At 44.7% G+C, this 19,108-nt stretch carries 19 protein-coding genes and 1 tRNA gene; 13 read left to right on the top strand and 7 right to left on the bottom strand.

Translation table 11 applies throughout. From position 1 onward, the window contains the following. Positions 1–28 precede the first annotated feature (28 nt). The gene (locus H7F20_RS11060; protein ID WP_185786243.1) at positions 29–976 is read right to left on the bottom strand and encodes a calcium/sodium antiporter; all 948 of its coding nucleotides are present in this window, start codon (positions 974–976) and stop codon (positions 29–31) included. A 218-nt stretch (positions 977–1,194) separates the two neighbouring features. On the opposite strand from H7F20_RS11060, the gene H7F20_RS11055 reads away from it, so the two are divergent. The 3 genes from H7F20_RS11055 to H7F20_RS11045 all read left to right on the top strand — a co-directional run bounded on the left by H7F20_RS11055 (position 1,195) and on the right by H7F20_RS11045 (position 3,977). Continuing rightward, positions 1,195–1,560 (top strand): BlaI/MecI/CopY family transcriptional regulator, encoded by a 366-nt coding sequence (locus H7F20_RS11055; RefSeq protein WP_185786242.1) that lies wholly within the window; start codon positions 1,195–1,197, stop codon positions 1,558–1,560. Further along, entirely contained in the window at positions 1,561–3,303 is a 1,743-nt protein-coding gene (locus tag H7F20_RS11050; protein WP_185786241.1) for a M56 family metallopeptidase, read from the top strand. A 521-nt stretch (positions 3,304–3,824) separates the two neighbouring features. Continuing rightward, a complete protein-coding gene (locus H7F20_RS11045) occupies positions 3,825–3,977 on the top strand; it encodes an SsrA-binding protein (RefSeq protein ID WP_185786240.1) in 153 nt (50 codons plus the stop codon). Positions 3,978–3,995: 18 nt separating this feature from the next. On the opposite strand, the gene H7F20_RS11040 is transcribed toward H7F20_RS11045, so the two are convergent. Further along, the gene (locus tag H7F20_RS11040) at positions 3,996–4,508 is read right to left on the bottom strand and encodes an adenine phosphoribosyltransferase (protein ID WP_185786239.1); all 513 of its coding nucleotides are present in this window, start codon (positions 4,506–4,508) and stop codon (positions 3,996–3,998) included. A 76-nt stretch (positions 4,509–4,584) separates the two neighbouring features. On the opposite strand from H7F20_RS11040, the gene H7F20_RS11035 reads away from it, so the two are divergent. Beyond that, a tRNA-Arg gene (locus H7F20_RS11035) sits at positions 4,585–4,658 on the top strand. A 227-nt stretch (positions 4,659–4,885) separates the two neighbouring features. Here the strand turns inward: H7F20_RS11035 and H7F20_RS11030 are convergent. Then, positions 4,886–5,677: a DUF6090 family protein gene (locus H7F20_RS11030; RefSeq protein ID WP_185786238.1), complete on the bottom strand. Its 792-nt coding sequence runs from the start codon at positions 5,675–5,677 to the stop codon at positions 4,886–4,888. 392 nt (positions 5,678–6,069) lie between these two features. On the opposite strand from H7F20_RS11030, the gene H7F20_RS11025 reads away from it, so the two are divergent. Further along, on the top strand, positions 6,070–6,810 hold the full coding sequence (locus H7F20_RS11025) for a fibrobacter succinogenes major paralogous domain-containing protein (protein WP_185786237.1): 741 nt from the start codon (positions 6,070–6,072) through the stop codon (positions 6,808–6,810). 241 nt (positions 6,811–7,051) lie between these two features. Here H7F20_RS11025 and H7F20_RS11020 read toward each other — a convergent pair whose 3' ends face one another. After that, complete coding sequence (locus H7F20_RS11020) at positions 7,052–7,858, bottom strand: hypothetical protein (RefSeq protein WP_185786236.1); 807 nt, start codon at positions 7,856–7,858, stop codon at positions 7,052–7,054. Positions 7,859–7,996: 138 nt separating this feature from the next. Between H7F20_RS11020 and H7F20_RS11015 the strand changes: the two genes are divergently transcribed. The 7 genes from H7F20_RS11015 to H7F20_RS10985 all read left to right on the top strand — a co-directional run bounded on the left by H7F20_RS11015 (position 7,997) and on the right by H7F20_RS10985 (position 14,548). Continuing rightward, positions 7,997–8,392, top strand: a complete 396-nt coding sequence (locus H7F20_RS11015; RefSeq protein WP_185786235.1) for a hypothetical protein — start codon at positions 7,997–7,999, stop codon at positions 8,390–8,392. A 304-nt stretch (positions 8,393–8,696) separates the two neighbouring features. Then, complete coding sequence (locus H7F20_RS11010; protein ID WP_185786234.1) at positions 8,697–9,761, top strand: BspA family leucine-rich repeat surface protein; 1,065 nt, start codon at positions 8,697–8,699, stop codon at positions 9,759–9,761. 76 nt (positions 9,762–9,837) lie between these two features. After that, a complete protein-coding gene (locus tag H7F20_RS11005) occupies positions 9,838–10,617 on the top strand; it encodes a BspA family leucine-rich repeat surface protein (RefSeq protein ID WP_185786233.1) in 780 nt (259 codons plus the stop codon). Positions 10,618–11,191: 574 nt separating this feature from the next. Then, complete coding sequence (locus H7F20_RS11000; protein ID WP_185786232.1) at positions 11,192–12,034, top strand: alpha/beta fold hydrolase; 843 nt, start codon at positions 11,192–11,194, stop codon at positions 12,032–12,034. Between the two features lie 37 nt (positions 12,035–12,071). Next, positions 12,072–12,572 (top strand): nuclear transport factor 2 family protein, encoded by a 501-nt coding sequence (locus H7F20_RS10995; protein WP_185786231.1) that lies wholly within the window; start codon positions 12,072–12,074, stop codon positions 12,570–12,572. A 965-nt stretch (positions 12,573–13,537) separates the two neighbouring features. Beyond that, positions 13,538–14,026: a DUF4440 domain-containing protein gene (locus tag H7F20_RS10990; protein WP_185786230.1), complete on the top strand. Its 489-nt coding sequence runs from the start codon at positions 13,538–13,540 to the stop codon at positions 14,024–14,026. A 9-nt stretch (positions 14,027–14,035) separates the two neighbouring features. After that, positions 14,036–14,548, top strand: coding sequence for a nuclear transport factor 2 family protein (locus H7F20_RS10985; RefSeq protein ID WP_185786229.1), 513 nt, complete (start codon positions 14,036–14,038; stop codon positions 14,546–14,548). Between the two features lie 151 nt (positions 14,549–14,699). Here H7F20_RS10985 and H7F20_RS10980 read toward each other — a convergent pair whose 3' ends face one another. The 3 genes from H7F20_RS10980 to H7F20_RS10970 form a co-directional block, all read right to left on the bottom strand. After that, the gene (locus H7F20_RS10980) at positions 14,700–15,449 is read right to left on the bottom strand and encodes a DUF6090 family protein (RefSeq protein ID WP_185786228.1); all 750 of its coding nucleotides are present in this window, start codon (positions 15,447–15,449) and stop codon (positions 14,700–14,702) included. A gap of 367 nt (positions 15,450–15,816) precedes the next feature. Then, positions 15,817–16,500, bottom strand: coding sequence for a DUF6090 family protein (locus H7F20_RS10975; RefSeq protein WP_185786227.1), 684 nt, complete (start codon positions 16,498–16,500; stop codon positions 15,817–15,819). A 159-nt stretch (positions 16,501–16,659) separates the two neighbouring features. Next, the gene (locus H7F20_RS10970) at positions 16,660–17,493 is read right to left on the bottom strand and encodes a DUF6090 family protein (protein WP_185786226.1); all 834 of its coding nucleotides are present in this window, start codon (positions 17,491–17,493) and stop codon (positions 16,660–16,662) included. A 182-nt stretch (positions 17,494–17,675) separates the two neighbouring features. On the opposite strand from H7F20_RS10970, the gene H7F20_RS10965 reads away from it, so the two are divergent. Next, positions 17,676–18,893: a DUF418 domain-containing protein gene (locus H7F20_RS10965; RefSeq protein WP_185786225.1), complete on the top strand. Its 1,218-nt coding sequence runs from the start codon at positions 17,676–17,678 to the stop codon at positions 18,891–18,893. Positions 18,894–19,108: the final 215 nt, after the last annotated feature.

Raw genomic sequence — 19,108 nt, 5'->3', positions numbered from 1 at the left:
ATCCCGGCCAATGGCCGGGATTGTTTGTTTAATGGAGGCTGAACCAGAGATAGGCCCCGTAAACGGCCAGCAGGACCAGCCCGTCCTTCCAGCCCAGGCGGAGCCCCTTCGGGAAAAATACCAGCGGCAGGATCAGGAAGCTGATGCCCAGCATCCAGAAAATATCTCGGGTGAGCAGGTACTGGTCCATTACGCGGATGGGGGCAAGAATAGCCGTCAGGCCCAGGACGGCGAGGAGGTTGAAGATGTTGGACCCGATCAGGTTCCCGACCGACAGCGACTTTTCCTTTTTGACCATGGCTATCACCGAGGCGGCCAGCTCCGGGATACTGGTTCCGATGGCGACCACCGTGATGGCGATAACCCGTTCACTGACGCCCAGGTCCGAGGCCAGGCTGGTAGCTCCCCATACCAGGAACTCGGCGCCACCCCACAGCGCCGCCCCGCCCCCCAGCAGGAAAAAAGCCAGTTTATAGGCCGGCATTTCCGGGGCCTGCACCGGGAGTTCCTCCACGACGGCCTGTTTCTGAAACCGGAGCAGGTAGATGAGGAAAAGGAACAAAACGACTACCATGATGATCCCCTCCGTCTGGCTGAGCACGTCGTCTGTGCGCAGGAATACATAAAAAAGCAGGGAGGCCACCATCATGACCGGCCAGTCCGTAACATAAAAGCTACGCTTCACATCGATATGGCCAATCAGCAGGGTGATCGCAAGCACCAGCCCGAGGTTTGCGGTGTTGGACCCCACCACATTGCCCAGGGCCAGGTCCGGGTGGCCCTCAAGGGCCGCCCGGACACTCACGATGAGTTCCGGTGCGGAGGTGGCAAAGGAGACCACCGTCATCCCGATGATGATCCTGGGGATGGCAAGCCTCAGGGAGAGCTCCACTGCCCCCCTCAGGAGCCAGCTTCCACCCGCAATCAGTAAGGTAAGCCCAAGAAGGACCTGCAAGGCATCGCCCAATAAATCCATAGCGGCAAATATACTATTACTTCGCAGCAGAATACCGCGAATCGAAAAATCTAACGGGGCGATGTTTGGTTTATTTTAACTATTTTTTTAGTTGCGTAACTATTTTTTTAGTTATGTTTGCGTATCAATCATCAAAAAACGAACAGTCTTTAAACTTCAATCAATCCTTCCCCGTCGCTGATCCACCCCATCTGCACGGAAGGACAAACCCAAAAAACATGCAACATCTCACGAACAAGGAAGAAGAGGTCATGCAGCTCCTGTGGAAGCTGGAAAAGGCCTTTGTAAAAGAACTGCTCGATGCCTTCCCGGGTCCTAGGAAACCACATTACAACACCCTCTCCACCATGGTCCGGAACCTGGAGGAAAAGGGGTATGTGGCACACGAAGCCTTCGGGAACACCCACCGGTACTATCCGGTGGTCAGCAGGGAAGCGTACCGGCGCAAGTTTATCGGGGAAACGGTGGCCGGTTACTTTGACCACAATTACAAGAGCCTGGTCTCCTACTTTGCCCGTGAAGAAAAAATATCCGCCGACGAGTTGCGGGAGATCATCGATCTGATCGAAAAAAAGAAATCATAAATGGAAGCATTCGGTATCTACATCCTCAAGGCTTCGGCCATCCTCGCCCTCTTCCTGGGGGCCTACCACCTGTTGCTCAAAAGGGAAACCCTCTTTGCAGTCAACCGCCTGTTCCTGGCCAGCGGCCTGGTGGCCGCACTGGTCCTGCCCCTGGTCCGCCTGACGCGCACCGTGCAGGTTTCCATGGTACAAACCGCCCCCGGGGTGCCCGTCTCGATCCTGTCACCGGGGGAGACGGCAACCGGCTTCCCCTGGGAAACCCTGCTGCTGGCAGCCTATGCCCTGGGCGTGCTGGTCAGCCTCGTACTGGTTATCCGCCAGCTGTGGCGGCTGCTGGGACTGATCCGCCATGCCGACCCGGTGAGGCGGGATGGGTTCTGCTATATCCCCACCCCCCATACCCGGGCCCCGTTTTCCTTTTTCCGGTACATCTTCTATAATCCGGCCCAGCACGGGCAGGAGGAACTGGAGCTGATCCTGGAACACGAAAGGGCGCACGGGCAGGAGTTACACACCCTGGACATCCTCCTGGGCCGCCTGGTGGCGGCCGTGCTCTGGATCAACCCGCTCAGCCGCTGGTACCAGCGGAGCATGGAACAAAACCTGGAATACCTGGCCGATGCCCGTGCCGTCCAGCGGATCCACAACCTGAAAGACTATCAATACACGCTGCTCAAGGTATCCGGGAACACCCCGGTTGCCGGGCTGGTAAACGCTTTTTACAGTTCACTCATCAAAAAACGAATCCATATGTTACACCAGAATCAATCAAAAACGATCCACATCCTGAAACACCTGCTGATCCTTCCCGTCCTGGGCCTTTTCCTCATGGCCTTCAACACCGAAACGCGCTATATGTTTGAAGAAAGCCCGGCCGACCTGATCTTCCCGGCCGACGATAAAACCGTGGAGCTGACCATTGACAAGGACACTTCCGACGAAGAACTGGCGAAGATCAAATCGGACCTGGCCGGGGACGCCATCGATTTCTCCTACACCGTGGTCCGCAACGACAAGCGGGAAATCATCGATTTGGAAATCAGTATGAGCGGGACCAACAGCGAGGGCAAATCCTTCAGCGGCTCCTTCCATACCGAAACCGACAGCCCGATCGAACCGGTTCTGATCCGCTTCGACGACACCAACAACAGCGTCTCCTTCGGGAATGCCAAATCCCTGCATTCCGGAGGGGCCTATAGCTATACCATTAAGAAAATGGGGGCCGGCGAGCGCGACGCCAACAGGACCCAAACCGTTGAAATCCGGCGGGTAGGCGACGAAGACAACCATATTTTCTGGAAATCCGACGGCGATGCAGAGGCCCAGACCATTGAAGTCAAAGAAATCAATGGCAAGCAGGTCGTCATTGTGGACGGGGAGGTAACGGAAGAAGTCGAGGTCGGGAAATTACACGAATCCGGCGATGGCAAACACAAAGTGAAAATCCATACCCTGAGAAAGTCCGATGCCGGGGATAACATCGTGATCATCCGGGACTCGGACGACGATGCCGATATCGAGGTGATCAGCGGGGAAGATGGCGAAGGCTTCTTCTTCATCGACTCCGGCGATGGGGAAGAACCCCTCTACTACATCGACGGGAAAAAGGCTTCCGCCAAGGAAGTAAAGAAGCTGGACCCGAAGAAAATCGACAAGATGGAAGTCCTCAAAGGCGACAAAGCGACTAAGGAATACGGAAAGAAAGCCAAAGACGGCGTGGTGAAGATCACCACGAAGGACTAAGGCCCCAAAGCACTCCCTAACCAACTCTTCTTTTTGGAACCGGCCCGGGTTTCGGGCCGGTTTTTTTCAAAGCAAAAAGACGGTTTGGTAAAAATCTGCCGGAAATACGCCCATTTTTGCCTTGAAATCCGGAATTCGGGCCAAACAGCCCCTACAAATGTTACATTTGATCCCTTATCGCAAATTTAGTATTTCAATATGAAACTTTTATCAAGAGATATAGATTACATATTGACTACAGATCCCTTTAATTGATTTCGATATCGCATTCAATTTCATTAATTTCCGTCCATTCTTTTGGCGGATTGCCACCGGGGCTGCTATATTCACGCCTCAAACAAATCACAGACCCTTTAAAACAACAAAATACAGGACCATGATTGCATTAGCCAAATACCTTCTCTTTATTATGATCTCCCTAATATCGATCTTTATCTGAGCGGCTGCATCATAGACCGGCATAACGCAGGCTGCCCCGACCGGGCAGCCTTTTTTGTTGCGGTAATTCCTATATTAGGGGTATGCAAAAAGCCTTCTTCCGCCTCCTGGCCCGGCTCAATAAGTGGCTCCTGCCCTCCATGGGCAAAAAGCACCTGGACCTGGCCAAAGCCTCCAAATGGCAGCTGGCCCTGATCGGCTGGCGGTATTACGTCACCATCCGGGCGCTGGACTGAAGCGCTTCGCCCCCCATTTCAATACGTGATCAGGCTTTTCATGGGAAATCCGTTGAGCCGTTCCCGGCCCCGGAGGAAACCGAGTTCTATGAGGAAATTACACTGAACCACCTCCCCGCCCAGGTCGGTTACCAGGTCGCAGATGGCCCGAGCGGTACCCCCTGTGGCCAGCACATCGTCGTGCACCAGGATACGGTCGCCCGGGGATATGCTTTCCGCATGCAGTTCCAGGGCATCCGTCCCGTATTCCAGGTCGTATTCCTTCCGCCGGATCCGGTGCGGCAGCTTCCCGGGCTTGCGCGCAGGGATAAAACCGGCCCCGAGCCGCTGCGCCAGCAGGGGCGCAAAGAAGAATCCCCGGCTCTCGATCCCCACCACCTTGTCTACCTGCAGCCCATCGGCAAACGCCAGCAGGGCAGCCGCCGTTTCCCGGAACGCCTCCGGGTTTTCCAGCAAGGGGGTAATGTCCCTGAATACCACCCCCGGCTTCGGGAAATCGGGGATGTCCCGGATGTAGTCCTTAAAATTCATGTATTTAGGGGTTCGGTTATTTTGCGCTAAATGTAAAAAGAAATATATTTGCATCCCTTTTTACGGGAAATCCCAAGGCCACGTGGCGCAACTGAATAGCGCATCTGATTACGGCTCAGAAGGTTCCAGGTTTGAATCCTGGCGTGGTCACTTAATAATCAAAGGCTTAGCTGATATATTTCAGTTGAGCCTTTTTTCATTTGCCCATTATTTGCCCGATTTGAAGTGAAATATTGGGTTTGCTTCATAGGTTTAATTCTTAGCGGGGCTACAGATGAGCACGGATAAGGCTCCTAGTTTGGGGCCTTTTTATTCTCTACGGACAATCAACGGACAGGGTGAAAGAGCAGGAATTGAACCCAATGTTAATCTTAGTTCTATTTTTGAACATTTAACTCATTTTCTAATCGCCTAACTAAATCAACAACACTATTTTCTGTCTCTTGATGAATCTCTCTTAGAAGATCACTATGCCCTTTAAGACCTGCCCACAAAGTGAGCAATTCCGTGTCCTGTTTTAGACCCTCAAAGTCCTTGATGTTTAATACTAATCCCGAGTTGGCAAATAGGCTAAGGTGATCGCGACTATTGTCTAAAGATGTGGGTATGTCCTGATGTTCAACGGCTGTGTAACCCAGATATTTTCGTGTTAATGGGGTCAAAATATTTTGATTGAAATCTATTCCCTCATTTTCCCATGTAAACAAATATTTGTAACCATACTCGTATAAGTTGGTAATAGCCAGTTTCAATGAGTCATTTGTAATTGATTCTATACCCTCCGACTTAATCATCTCATATCCACTTATATTTGGATTAAAATGCGGATAAACTTTAGTATAGTGCAAGAAAAATGCCAGTGAGTCCTGATAAACAATATCATTCGCGGCACATTCTAAAAGTACCTCACAAGCTATTTTTCTATTCTTTAAATGAATAAGGTTCTTTTCAAAATCGTCAAGGTCATTTGTGAGATTTTCATAAACAACCCCCAATAATTCTAATTCTATTTGTCTCAATTTTCTCTCTTCATTCCAATTATCAACCTGCAACGCAATCAATATCCCAACCACCACCAGCAGAATTTCCCCAACCGCATACAGCAGGTACTTGCTGAATTTGTTATCATTCAGGAGGCGTTGGCGGAGCTGGCGGAAAAAGCGGAGCATAGTTGAGGCTGGTTACCTCATCAAATTACGAAAATTGTTGTTCCCGGGCTTTCTTGATTGAGAACCAGGGACAGGATTCCGATTACGGTTTGCCTATTTAGGCTATATCTGAACACACTCGGGCCTCAGCAATGTATTGATGGAGATTGGCGCCTTTTGGTCGATACGGGAGCCGAATCTAAACAGTAAAACCTTATAAACATCATTTTAAACACCCTTTACACATCTTTTCTTACCATTTACGAAGTTATGTATCAAATATTGAAATAGGTTACTTATATTAAATTGCCCCTCCCCTTTCTTACTCTTTATTATATGTGGCCTGAACCTTTCCGGCTGTCAACTAACAGGCATGAAAACACATTGAAAGACTGTTACTTAAATAATCAGTTATGAGTAAGCACTCCTGGGTTCTATTGATCGTATTGTTTGTTTTGCCTTTTGTCTATTCAGGTTGCTCAAGTGATTCTTCAGCGGATACTGATTCCACAATAACAGAACCACCACCCCCTCCGCCCCCGCCACCAACCGGAGGTATAGATCCGGTAACTGATATCGATGGAAACGTATACCCCACCGTGAAGATCGGCGATCAGATTTGGATGGCAAAAGACCTTGAGGCAAACAGATTCCGGGATGGAACTGATATTCCAGTATTGAGTGGAGATGATTGGAGTAATGCGACAACGCCTGCCCGCAACTCGAATTTATACAATGGATATGCCATTGTGAAAGGGGACCTTTGTCCCGATGGATGGCACTTGCCCACTACTGCTGAGTGGATCACTCTAGTTGAAACTGTCGGGGGAGAAGAAGTTGCGGGGGGGAAACTGAAAGCAACCGGAACTACGGTATGGACTGAACCGAATGCAGGGGCAACAGACGAATATGGATTTAAAGCCCTTCCCGGAGGTATTATCTATATAGATGGCTCCTTCAGAAATCAAGGTTCAATCGGATACTGGTGGACTGCATTTGAAGGAGATCCAGACCAGGAATTAGACGGTCGAGTTCAGGGATTGGGTGGTGTATCTATGACCTATGATAGTGAAGAAATGCAGGTGATTGACGACCCGGAAGGTGAAGGTGTATTGATAAAACTTGGTCAGGCCTGTCGTTGTGTGAAGGATTAGGATTCATTTTCTCGATAAGAGCGGAACATCTATTCATTTTAACGTGCACGCTCCAACCTTTTTAGCCATTATCTCTTTGGGTGGACCTCAGCTACCTTAACATGGAGATCGTCTCTAATTGGACGATACGTATCCCCTCTCGATCGATTTATGAACTTGCTTTTTTGTTACCTACTAAGGGAGAGGTAGAAAATGACAAACCTTAACCGTCACCTTACAAGTGTTTGTGATTACTGGATCATCATTCTAACTGAATGGTAATTTCCGTAACAGTATTCCTAGGAGTGAAAAATTCTCCGGCATCCTGAGTTTTAATTAGTTTGTCGTCCCAATCCAAATAGAGTATTTCCAACTGTATTGAAAGGTCACCAATTCCTCCTCGAGTTACGATAGTGTCATTATCTACAATAATGTCGTTGTAAACGATGGGACCATATGTATCTGTAATATTCCCGCTATCGGTAGGAACACGTTTCTCAAAACAATACTGCTTATTATGTTCTTCATAACATCCTTGTAAAATAATACGATTTGTATTAGGGTTTTCGGTATTAGCAAGTAGTATTATTGCCATACCTGCTACCGGAAGTAGCTCAATTTCCGTTTCCCTGCCTTCGTAGATTTCATAATAACTGTGAGAAGTAAAAGCAAAATTGAGCGGTTCGTGCGGCGAATAATTGATTGATTGACCAAGCATATGGCTATCAGTAATATTGTTTTCCTTTTTCCTTATGAATCGATAATAACCACTAATCCAAGTGCCAATATACCAGCCATCTTCATATAAATGAGTCTGCAGAGAAACCGAACCATTGTTATCTGTATATAGTTTAAAATGCGGTTCTAGAGGATGATATCCAAGACCAGAACCAAAGGGTAGTGTCTCTAATCCATTAAGTAAAACCAAAGCCCCTTCTATTGGCTCTCCGGTAACAAAATCCGTGACTTTAAACTCCCGGTAATTCAAGTCATCTTCCTTTGAACATCCTTGCATAATTAGGGCTGATGCTACAAAAAAAAGTATCTGAAGTTTTAAATTAGAGTTCATCTGTCCAGGATTCTTCTTGATTCAAGAATCAATGTAGCACTTACCCAGGATCAGGTGTCCGAAAACTTGCTTTCCTCAAAATACCGGACACCTAAAAGAAGTCCCCTGCCTATCTTTCTCTTATCTAAAATAAGCAGCATGAAACCAATATCGATGAACCTCAGAATTTGTGCCCTCCTGATGACCGCCCTGATCCTGTTCCAAAGTTGTGTGGTATATCACAAAACCCCCGTGTCATTTGACGATGCTGTCCAGGCTAACACTAAAAGCAAAGTCGTTACTTCCGATGGAGAGACAGCGGTATACAATCATATCCTATTGGAGGACAGCCAGTATTTTGGCGTAAACAGAAAAAACGGAGTGCATCTAAAAACACGTATTGAAAACGATCGGAACCTGGAGGTTTACCTAAAGAATAAATCTAAATCCAACTGGGCAACCCTGGGTTTGATAGTTGCCCCCCCTGCTGTTGGCTTTTTGCTTTTTGGTATATTGATCCCTACCGGAACCTTTCTCGCCGGTGGTGGGTATTGAGGCTATATCGGATTGGGTGTTTTTCGTCTATCGAGCATCATGGCTTGCCCATTCAGGCATATTTTAAGTCGGAGTGGACCTCAGCTACTTTTCAGGAAAGATCGCTGCTAAATGGCCTATACGTAACTGCCAAAAAGGCCGTGGCATAGTTTCTGGCCTCTGCCGACAGTGGATCGGCCGCAACTAACAATGACCCAAGTTATTGGTCGACTCTAATTCATTTTCCGTCATCCAAAATCATCCATCTGTCTATCATTATTAAAGAGTGCTGATTTCCTGCCGAAATTCACAGTAAAATCCTGAGATGAAAACCAAGTACTTATTACTTGTCCCGGTCCTGGGCCTTTTCTTGGGGTGTAGCTCTGACAACGACGCCATATCCGACATCCCGGACCCGCAGGGCAAGCCACAGACGGAAACTCCAGACGACACAGAGGGCGACATCCCAAACCCAATTTATCTGGACGCCAACGGCATTACAATCAAAGCTCACGAATGGGCCAAGGTGGGCCAGAAGGGCAAGCTGAATGGTAAGCTATATACTATCGTGGATAATGCGGCATTTCGTGATTTCTTTTCAGTTGGAGTCCGCACGGATCCCTATTTACTCTGTACAACGCGGGCAACGGATATGAGTGCTTTGGATAATACGGACTTAAGCCCGTTCCTGATCTGGAACGGTTTAACGGTCGATTTCGAGTATCAGGGTGACTTTGGCTCCTGGGATGTGAGCAATGTGACGGACATGAGTTACCTATTTGCAGGGACATCATTCAATGAACCGCTGGATGCCTGGGACGTCAGCAAGGTAACGGATATGAGCTTTATGTTCTACTTTGCCAGTTTCAATCGGGACATCAGTCATTGGGACGTGGGCCAGGTTGCCAATATGTCTGGAATGTTTGCCGGGTCTTCATTCAACCAACCGATCGAAATGTGGGATGTGGGCCAGGTTACCGATATGTCCCAAATGTTTGCCTATTCCAATTTCAACCAACCACTCGGCTATTGGAACATAAGCATGGTTAAAACCATGGCTTCCATGTTTCAGGGCTCATGTGATTCCGGGTATATGGATTGTGAATGGGGGTCGGGGGCAACGCCATTTAACCAGGACATCTCGGCCTGGGATGTATCCACCGTACGGGATATGAGTTTAATGTTCGCCTATTCCAATTTCAACCAGGACCTGGGTGGTTGGGATGTATCCACCGTGAGAGATATGAGTTTTATGTTCGCCAACTCCAAATTTAACCAGGACTTAAGTGGCTGGGATTTAACCGGCGTCTTTAATTGCAGTGGATTTGCAGACAGGACCTGGTATTGGATCCTGCCAAAGCCCGTGCTTGTGAATTGCGATTTGAACTAGTTCCCGGGTATAGCCCATCCAATTACTTGTGCTGCTATAAAATTTACTTGAAAATCAACTTATTAATGAATGGATTATGAAAAGCTTTCAGAAAATAGTCCGGCATATCCTGATTTTATCCCTGTTGAGCGCCTGCTCCAGTGACAATGATGCCCTATCCGATATCCCAGTGCCGCAGGGCGGGCCGATAACAGAAAACCCGGACAATACCGGGGAACCTGGCGACCCGGACAGCGATTCACCAAACCCAATTTATCTGGATGCCAACGGCGTAACCATTAAAGCCCATGAATGGGCTGAGGTGGGCCAGCAGGGTATCATCGATGGCAAAACCTATACGATTGTAGGTAACGGAGCCATCCAGGAAATGCTGGGCTGGGGCGGAATCCCGGAGGGGATTTGTACATCACGGGTAACGGATATGAGCCGCTTATTTACAAATATGGACTTCAACGAGGACATAAGTTCCTGGGATGTCAGCAATGTGACTGACATGAGCTCCATGTTTGCGCGGTCCACCTTCAACCAACCCCTGTATCATTGGGATGTAAGCAGCGTCATAAAAATGCCGTCTATGTTTGCGCGGACTTCGTTTAACCAACCCCTGGATTCCTGGGATATTGGTAATGTTTTGTATACAAGTTATATGTTCTATAAATCCGACTTCAACCAGGATATCAGGTCCTGGGACGTCAGTAGTGTTACGGATATGTCGCTGATGTTTGCCGGATCCCAATTCAACCAGGACCTGAGCAATTGGGATCTGTCGGGTGTTTTGATTTGCAAAAGTTTTGCGGACGATACCCCGCAGTGGACCTTGCCAAAACCGGAGTTTGCCCATTGTGATATAAATTGATTCCGCGACGCCCCCCAGGTCCGGGGCAATGGAAGTTGTTAATCGATTTGAGCCCTTTTTTTGATTTGGGGGATTAGGGACCTCAACCCTGCCTGTGCCCAGAATCCTATGGCACATTTTCCCATATTTACCACTTCCAAACCCGGAACAAGCCTTGCAAATGATGTAACCCATAGGAACAGGAACAGGAATGTAATATCCGGATCACGGTCTGTCCATATAGCCATTATCTATCTTAGAGAGGACCTCAGCCACCTTTTAGGGGAGATCGTTGCTAAGTGGTCGGTACGGTTACATAATTACAGCCCTTCCCGTTACTTTAAATTCAATGAGTTTTAAATTAGGCATCCTTCCAATAACCCCTCGCCAACAGAAAATTTTATACCACTGTATATCAGCTATGTAACTTATTTTTTATTACCTTAAAACTGCACCAGTTCTCGCCGTATTAATCGTTAAGCGTTCCCCCTGGAATTGTTGATTGCTTTAATAACGGACCTTTAAAATCTTTTGTGAAGTTGATATTCGCCTTAGCCCAAAAGGTGCAGGTAAATAGCAGAAAACATATATAGATATGAAAGTTCTATTAAGTATACTACTCATTCTTTGTTTTGCTCAATGTACTATTAGAGATTCGGGCAAAGTGAAGTCATTCGATGACGTCGATATTTATTATAAAATTAAAGGGCACGGAGATTTAAACCTGATTTTTATTCCCGGATGGAGTCAAACGAGTGAAAGTTGGGATAATCAATATGCGTATTTCTCCGAAAAGTACAAAGTCATCACTCTGGACTTGCCGGGTTTTGGTCAATCGGGCAAAAATAGAGAGCAATGGACAATGGAAAACTACGGTCTGGATGTAATTACACTGATTAAGAAACTAGACCTTGAGAATGTCGTACTGATTGGGCACTCCATGGGTGGAGTAGTTGCCTTATCAGCAGCCTCACGGGAAATGAGCACAATTAAAGGATTAGTGCTTGTTGATATCGTGAATGACACTGAAAATTATAGAACTGATAGTTGGGTCGAAAATTTGATCGCCTCATGGAAAGTTAAAATAAGGAAGGGCAACTTAGCCGATTTGAATGGTTTTTTTCTTAAGCCTGAACTGGCTCAGCGATATAGTGAAATGCTGCCAGAGGAAATACCTGTTTTTTGGTGGGATATGCTTAGAAACCTTTTCACATGGAGGAATGATGAAATGAAACCGGCATTGAATAGAGTCAAATGCCCTATCATATTGATTAATAGTGATAGTGAAATTACGGATGTTGAATCTATAGGGAAATATGCAGATGACCTCTATGTCCATATCATTCCGGAAACATCACATTCCCTATTTTGGGATAAGCCAAATATGTTCAATGAGGTCTTGCTGAAAGTTGTGGAATCTAAATTCCAATCAGATTAATAAAGTTTCTAATGCTTCCGATATAAAATAATTAACAATGAACCCTTTTATTTTTAAGCAATTAAGAAGGCCCATTTTTAGCGTGCTCTTATTACTGGTTTGTTCTTACACGGCCCTTTCACAAACATTAAAACCTAAATGGGAATTTAACGTCGTTAATGATGTTAAGCATGAATTGGAAAAATATCGTGAAGCTATGCTAACTCGCAATTACAAGGCAATGATTGGGTTTTGGAGTAATTCCGGCGATTTTGTTATGGGTAGCGATGGACAAATTATTGGGGGGTATGAAGACTGGATTGCAATAACAACAGGTCATTACCAAAACACAAAAAGGGTTGAGCAGTGGGACTGGGAAAATGTACATATACTCCCGCTATCAGAATTAGCCGCGACTGTGACTTTAGAATTTGAGTTTAAAATGGTCGATTTAAACAATGAAATCTACCATGCAATAGGATCCTGGACCTACGTTTTCAGGAAAGAAGATATGAATTGGAAGGTTATACATTCTAACGGTCATCACATTAAACTATAAAGCCTTTAAACCCATATCTCGATCAAAGCAACCTCAGCTTCCTTTTGTAGGAGATCGTTGTTAATTGGTCTATACGGGTTCCTAAATATAGAACCTGGGCGTCTATCCTTGAAAGCAATGAATGCCCTACAGGATGAAACGAATGCCAACTCGCTTTTTATTGTTACCTACTAAGGGAGAGGATAACAGCTATAATCCCTTTGGTAAATAGTTTAGCATTTTTGGGTCGGTAGACAAGGTTACCGTAGCTATACGCTTTACGAATTTTCCAATTCCGACTCAATGATCACCAGCAAATCCTGGATGGCCACTTTAAGGGAAAGGGCCTGGATTTCTACAAGCCAATTGTATTTGTTAATTTAGGGTCTTTAGAAAATACCGGAACTCCTGATTTGCCCCCATAACCGAGGGGGGAAATTGCGCGCCGACACCATATCACAACTTGATATAAGTAGCAAATTCGCACTTGTCATATATAGATTCATTCCGCACAAAAATTTATGGTTATTTACAGATTCAAATTATCTTTTTTCGTACTTTAAACATGGGTTTAAAGTCAGTTAACGGGCTGCTTTTAAGCCTGTTCAGTTCGATTATATCTGTCAGCTGAAAATGAAAAGGCTTCTAAAGTCTCCTTTCACCTTCATTGCAGTTACATTGCTGTTGGCCTCGTGCAACAATGACTGTGATTGCACTAGGATTGTACAATATTTTGATTCTTCCGGAATACGGGTAAATCAGGAAATTCAGGAAATTAGGGATGACTGCGCCAAACAGGAAAATTACACAGAAGAAGACGGCGAAGGCAATAAATCGGTTACCATAATTTGTGAACCTTGGTAACTAATCCTTGCAGTTCTTGCAATACGGTCTGCCCATTTAGCCATTATCTCGATGAGTGTAAACCTTCCCAATTTCATCTTTTGAAATCACCATTTGATTTAGCATTAAAATGATCTGAACAAATGAAACCTCTTATCTCGCTTCTTGCGGCTTATGCAATTTTATTTAGCGCGTGTAGCAATAATAATCAACCTTTTCCTGAGCAAATCGAAATTGAAAAGGAAAAGATTAAGCAGGCGGATATCACCTGGGGCAACGCCGCCAAATCCAAAAATTTGCAGGAATTCCTGTCCCTGTATACGGATAATCAAATTCCTGTGACAATGCCCCCGAATAATCCATCCATCAAGGGAAAAGAAAATATCCGGAATTTCTATCAACCCATGTTCAGCATGGAAAACCTAACAGTTGAATTTTATCCCGAAACCATTGAAATATCGAAATCCGGTGATCTGGGTTACGTCATTGGAGTGTATCAAACAAAAATCCAGGATTCTACTGGAAATATTATAAATGAAGATAAGGGCAAGTATATCAATATATGGAAGAAGCAAAATGACGGGTCCTGGAAATGCCCGGCAGATATTTTCAATTCAGATCTTTCTGAATAAAGATTAGATATGATTGCCCCGGAAATATACTTGTCAATTCCATTATTTAGGACATCGAAACAAGTTGTCCTATTCGTTTTAGCTGCGGCTTTTTTTTCGGGTTGCTCAAACCCAAAAGAGGTAAACACAGATACTTCCAGGGATTTAGAGACAATCGATTTGATAAGAGAAAGGCATGTTTTAGGTGTAAATACAACGGATGTTGAAATGGTCCTGAAAGATTTTAGTTCTGATATCATTTATCTGGGACCCGGACTTCGACCAATTGAAGGAAAGGAAGCCTTAAGAGAGTTTATCGCCCCGTTATATGAAATAATATTGCCAAGGATAGAAATGACACCCAGGGATATAAATATTAAAGACGATGTGGCTATTGAGTGGGGCCTGATAAATGGTACAATGGGTCAAGTGGGAAGTGATTCAACACAAAACATCCATTTCAAGTATATTTTTGTTTACGAACGTTCCTCAGGTGGCGAATGGCTGATTACCCGGGACATCTACAATGAGATCGCAGATTAAGTTATCTCTGAAAACATCGCTCTTTTAGTTTTGAACCACGCAAACGACCATCTTGTTTTTATTCTTACCTACTAAGGGAGAGGTATATTAGAAGTTTCCCTTGTGGCAATAGGAGTTTGGCGCAAGAAGCGGAGCATAGATCTGCAATAAGTTATTGAGAAAAGACGAGATTTTGATTGATCCGCTTTTGCATTTTTACCACTGAATCGATAAAAATATTGCTGTAGTACAACAAATCACCTGTATAGGCAAGTTCTGCATTTACAGCAGCCTCAAACCCCGGATGGTCCATTAGCCTGTTGTAGCCTTCGGTTATATGATGTATATCAGTTATTTCATGTCGGGTACGCCATTCATTTAGCAATGTTCCGGAGAAAACTTCATAGACAAGTTGTTTGTATAGGCCAACTGGTTTAACCAAAATTCGGGACATTAGCTCGTATTCGGCATAATAATTAGAAAGGGCAGTACGCAGTTTCAAATCCCTAATGAGTGTGAGTCGACCCGATCCGGAGAGTTCATCGAAGGTCGCAGAACGGACCGTGGGCAACGATACGAATCTGGAGGCGATTAATCCTTCCAGCCATTCTTCCGGTGTAACACTATTAAATTCTAATGGTTCCGCGACCTGCAATGAAGTCAGAAATTCTTTCTTGCTGTTGAATATTTTTTGAAGTTTGAGAAAACCGGACAGATCCCCACTTAGGTCCGCCTGAAGCCGTTCCAGATAGACCTGTTCAAGTGTCCGGTCTTGCCATTTTTGATTCCAATTATTCACCTGTAACGCAATCAATATCCCGATCACCACCAGCAAGATCTCTCCTACCGCATACAGCAGGTACTTGCTGAATTTGCTATCAGTAAGGAGGCGTTGACGGAGCCGGCGGAAGAAGCGGAGCATGGACCCAAGGTTGGTTACCTCATCAAATTACGAAAATTGTTGTTCTCCGGCTTAATAGGAAGGGAGCCACGGACGAGATTCGGATCACAGTCTGCCCGTTTTGGCTTTATCTCTGTGAGAGTGGACCTCAGCTACTTTTCCAGGGAGATCGTCGCTAATTTGTCGATACGTATCCCCTCTCGATCGATTTCTGAACTTGCTTTTTATTGTTACCTACTTAAAGGAGAGGTACTATAAAGATAACACCAGTGATTAAAGGGATATGAAGGATATAACGGAAGAAGCGTAGCATCGGTTAATTGTTCTTGGCAGCTTAAAAAGTAATCGGGAACAAGGAAAGGGCTTTTCCATGATTAAAATTTAATATTTAATCTAACTCAGCGTTGATCTGATCAATTAATAATTCCGTTTCCTTTTTAAGATCGTCAGTTATCATGACGAGATCCTTTTTCCAAATGATTCTATCCTCGAGGAAATCAATATAATCTCTATTCTCAAATCTCATAGCTAAATCATGGTACTTTCTGCTTAAGGGTTGGACCCTTGTGTTGTAAAGTGACAAGCCAACATCCTTCACCAAATCGATATATTGACCATACTGGACTTCATGAAGATCAACGATTTTTAAACGCAATGAGTCCGAAGATATAATATCCAACCCGGTTGCTTTCATCGTTTGATACGAAGAGGTTACCAGGTTAGCCTGTTCAAGCCAACTTATGCCTCTAAAATAGCTGCCCAGGGAGTCATGATATTTCAGGCCGTTTCTGTTGTACTCAATCAGTTTTGACATATTGTGGATCAATTCTTTTTGAGCACTTGAAAAGGATTCAAATTGACGCAAATTCCTTTTTAGATTATGGTTCAATTCAGTTATATACTTAATTTCCCTCTGTTTGGTAATCCGTTTCTCATTCCAGTTGTCGATCTGTAATGCTATCAGAATACCTATAACTACAAGAAGGATCTCCCCAATTGCATATAGCAGGTATTTGCTGAACTGGTTTTCAGTTAGAAGTTTTTGGCGTAGGGTGCGGAAGAAGCGGAGCATGGTTGAGGTCGGTTACCTCATCAAATTACGAAAAAGCAATCATTGGCGGGAAAGCTGTAGTTAAACTTGAAATGAATATATGGTTCCTGTTCAGAACACATCTTTAAAATCAGGCCTAATATTTATAATAGTATGCCTTTGACGTTTGTATTGACTGTGCTAATCGCTTAAACGATCAACTTCACCTTGTATGAGCCGGATTAAATTCAAGATGTTGGATTCTTCATCTACCAGCAGGCCCTGGGTTATTCTTTGAGCTATATAGATATCTGCAACCAATCCGGGTAATTCTTCTGACTCGAGGAGGTCTGTCGTAAACCTTTCCTTATTCGTCTTTAATGCGAAATCACCAGAAATTCCATTGTCGAAATACGCATTAAACCATGACTTGCTAACAAATGATGAATCCAATGGAATGCTCCACATTTCATTTATGCGTATTCTGTCTTCAGCGTTTAGGATGTTACGTACCATAGCCCTGTATTTAAACACCCACGGCTCCCACTCCAAATTGTTTTTCAATCTAAAATTTTTATACTCCTGAAATCCAGCTAAAGCCTGTTTGAGAGAATCACTTTCAATCAAGGTCAACCTCCCCGTGTTCTCTAATTCTGAATAAACGGGGATTTCCAGTGAATAAGGATTAATACCAGCTGTAAATTCAATTGAAACTGCTAGTTTGAAGGTATCTAATGGCGTTAAGTTTCCATTTATAAAATCCAACTGATATTTGTTCAAGGCTACTATTTCATCCTGCATGAGTTTAGTATATCTCACAGTTTCCAGGAGATTCTCACAATCTGATTTCAGACGCGACAAATAGGTGATATAAAGTGACTCCTCTTTTTTAGCCTCATTCCAATTATCAACCTGTAAAGCAATCAGGATACCAAACACAACCAGCAAAATCTCCCCCACCGCATACAGCAGGTATTTGCTGAACTTATTATCAGTTAGAAGTCGTCGACGGAGCTGGCGGAAGAAACGAAGCATGGTCGAGGTTGGTTACCTCATCAAATTACAAAAAAGGAAGGATTATTATTCTTTCGAATTGATTTATAATTTGTTACCTTATTAAGATCAGTGACAGATGGGATAAATCCAATTTACATTTTTCGGCAGGTAAAGTCGGGTTTATATAAACCGTTTGTCAATTACTTTCTGAAAGTTCAGGCATGAATCATCTGGCAGGAACACCGACCGATCCGGGACGGAGAATAGAATCTGTTGACATTGTGCGTGGATTTGCGCTTTTCGGCGTCCTGCTGGTAAATATGTATAACTTTGGCGCCACCTTCCCAGTTTGGACCGCTCCCCAGGACGAGCTTGCATTGGCCCTAACCCGGATTTTTTTTGAGTATAAATCCTTCCGGCTGTTTTCATTCCTTTTTGGGTTTGGCATTGCCTTACAAATAGCCAAATCATATAAAACGGGAGGGGTGAATTACGCATTTTACTTGCGCAGATTGTTCGCTTTGTTTTTGATTGGCATGTTAAACTGCTTGTTATATGATGGAGATGTCTTAATGCTTTATGCTGAATTTGGAATTGTTCTTTTACTTTTTCGTAAAGTACCCGGATACTTTTTACTACTTGGGTGGCTGATATTCAACCTGCATTTTCCTATTCAGCGCGCCCTAAATTACACCCATGAGCCCTCCCCGGAAAAACTTCCCGCCGAAGCAATTATTCAACGGTCCCAGGAACAGATTCGGGAATTACGGCAATCACACCCCTACAGCGTGGGGTCGATAAGCGAGGTAATGGCGTTTAACGCTAAATCTATCCCTCCAAACCCAGTCGATAATACATCGTTTTTCGGCATGTGTCTTCTGGGTATCTATGCTGCCAGAAAAAGATACTTCCACGATGCGACAATCCACAGGCCGATAATAAAGGGAGTATTCATCTGGGGGGTTATTTTAGGGTTGATAGGAATGGGAATCATCCAATATTTGAGGCACTCTGTTGGATACTCTCCCGAAGCAATAGGTGGAGGCACCTGGCTTCAAAATTTAGTAGGTGATCTCTGTACGGTATTCGGATCGACAGCACTGAGTATGGGATATGCAGCCGGTCTTGTTTTACTGAGTCAAAGTGCCCGCTTCAAACGCTATCTTACACCATTGGCCAATGTTGGTCGATATGCCTTGACCACGTATATACTCCAGACCATCATGTTCTCCACACTATTCTATGGGTATGGTTTTGATCAAGGTCTGCGTATTGGGCCCTTTATTGTTTCAATGTATGCCCTTATATTCTTTGCCATTCAGGTTGTTGCCTGCAATTTGTGGGCACGCTATTTTAAATTCGGACCCTTGGAATGGATCTGGCGTTCTATTTCCTACTGGAAAAGAATTACAATCCTAAAAGCAAATCCGGAGCATTAAATTTCGGGACAGGATTCGCTTCACGGTCTACCCATTTCGCCATTATCTCTCATGCAGTGAACCTGAGCTACCTTTTGGAGGAGATCGTGGCTAATTGGTCAATACGTATCCCCTCTCGATCTATTTCTGAACTTGACTTTTTTTGTCACCTACTAAGGGAGAGGAATACCTAGGAGAACTTAAGCTGAAACTAAAGGGCATTCACGATAATCCAA

Origin of the sequence: Robiginitalea sp. SC105, assembly GCF_014243345.1 — a bacterium.
Classification (GTDB): Bacteria; Bacteroidota; Bacteroidia; order Flavobacteriales; family Flavobacteriaceae; genus Robiginitalea.
The sequence above is the reverse complement of the archived record's forward strand: the minus strand, read 5'-3'. Positions and strand labels throughout refer to the sequence as shown.

Bases quoted from the DNA above. Each gene is read 5' to 3' on its own strand.
- H7F20_RS11020 (WP_185786236.1), bottom strand. From the start codon at position 7,858: ATGAACTCTAATTTAAAACTTCAGATACTTTTTTTTGTAGCATCAGCC.
- H7F20_RS11045 (WP_185786240.1), top strand. From the start codon at position 3,825: ATGCAAAAAGCCTTCTTCCGCCTCCTGGCCCGGCTCAATAAGTGGCTC.
- H7F20_RS11005 (WP_185786233.1), top strand. From the start codon at position 9,838: ATGAAAAGCTTTCAGAAAATAGTCCGGCATATCCTGATTTTATCCCTG.
- H7F20_RS10995 (WP_185786231.1), top strand. From the start codon at position 12,072: ATGAACCCTTTTATTTTTAAGCAATTAAGAAGGCCCATTTTTAGCGTG.
- H7F20_RS10990 (WP_185786230.1), top strand. From the start codon at position 13,538: ATGAAACCTCTTATCTCGCTTCTTGCGGCTTATGCAATTTTATTTAGC.
- H7F20_RS11010 (WP_185786234.1), top strand. From the start codon at position 8,697: ATGAAAACCAAGTACTTATTACTTGTCCCGGTCCTGGGCCTTTTCTTG.
- H7F20_RS11050 (WP_185786241.1), top strand. From the start codon at position 1,561: ATGGAAGCATTCGGTATCTACATCCTCAAGGCTTCGGCCATCCTCGCC.
- H7F20_RS10975 (WP_185786227.1), bottom strand. From the start codon at position 16,500: ATGCTCCGCTTCTTCCGCACCCTACGCCAAAAACTTCTAACTGAAAAC.
- H7F20_RS11055 (WP_185786242.1), top strand. From the start codon at position 1,195: ATGCAACATCTCACGAACAAGGAAGAAGAGGTCATGCAGCTCCTGTGG.
- H7F20_RS11025 (WP_185786237.1), top strand. From the start codon at position 6,070: ATGAGTAAGCACTCCTGGGTTCTATTGATCGTATTGTTTGTTTTGCCT.
- H7F20_RS11060 (WP_185786243.1), bottom strand. From the start codon at position 976: ATGGATTTATTGGGCGATGCCTTGCAGGTCCTTCTTGGGCTTACCTTA.
- H7F20_RS11000 (WP_185786232.1), top strand. From the start codon at position 11,192: ATGAAAGTTCTATTAAGTATACTACTCATTCTTTGTTTTGCTCAATGT.
- H7F20_RS10980 (WP_185786228.1), bottom strand. From the start codon at position 15,449: ATGCTCCGCTTCTTCCGCCGGCTCCGTCAACGCCTCCTTACTGATAGC.
- H7F20_RS10970 (WP_185786226.1), bottom strand. From the start codon at position 17,493: ATGCTTCGTTTCTTCCGCCAGCTCCGTCGACGACTTCTAACTGATAAT.
- H7F20_RS11015 (WP_185786235.1), top strand. From the start codon at position 7,997: ATGAAACCAATATCGATGAACCTCAGAATTTGTGCCCTCCTGATGACC.
- H7F20_RS11030 (WP_185786238.1), bottom strand. From the start codon at position 5,677: ATGCTCCGCTTTTTCCGCCAGCTCCGCCAACGCCTCCTGAATGATAAC.
- H7F20_RS10965 (WP_185786225.1), top strand. From the start codon at position 17,676: ATGAATCATCTGGCAGGAACACCGACCGATCCGGGACGGAGAATAGAA.
- H7F20_RS10985 (WP_185786229.1), top strand. From the start codon at position 14,036: ATGATTGCCCCGGAAATATACTTGTCAATTCCATTATTTAGGACATCG.
- H7F20_RS11040 (WP_185786239.1), bottom strand. From the start codon at position 4,508: ATGAATTTTAAGGACTACATCCGGGACATCCCCGATTTCCCGAAGCCG.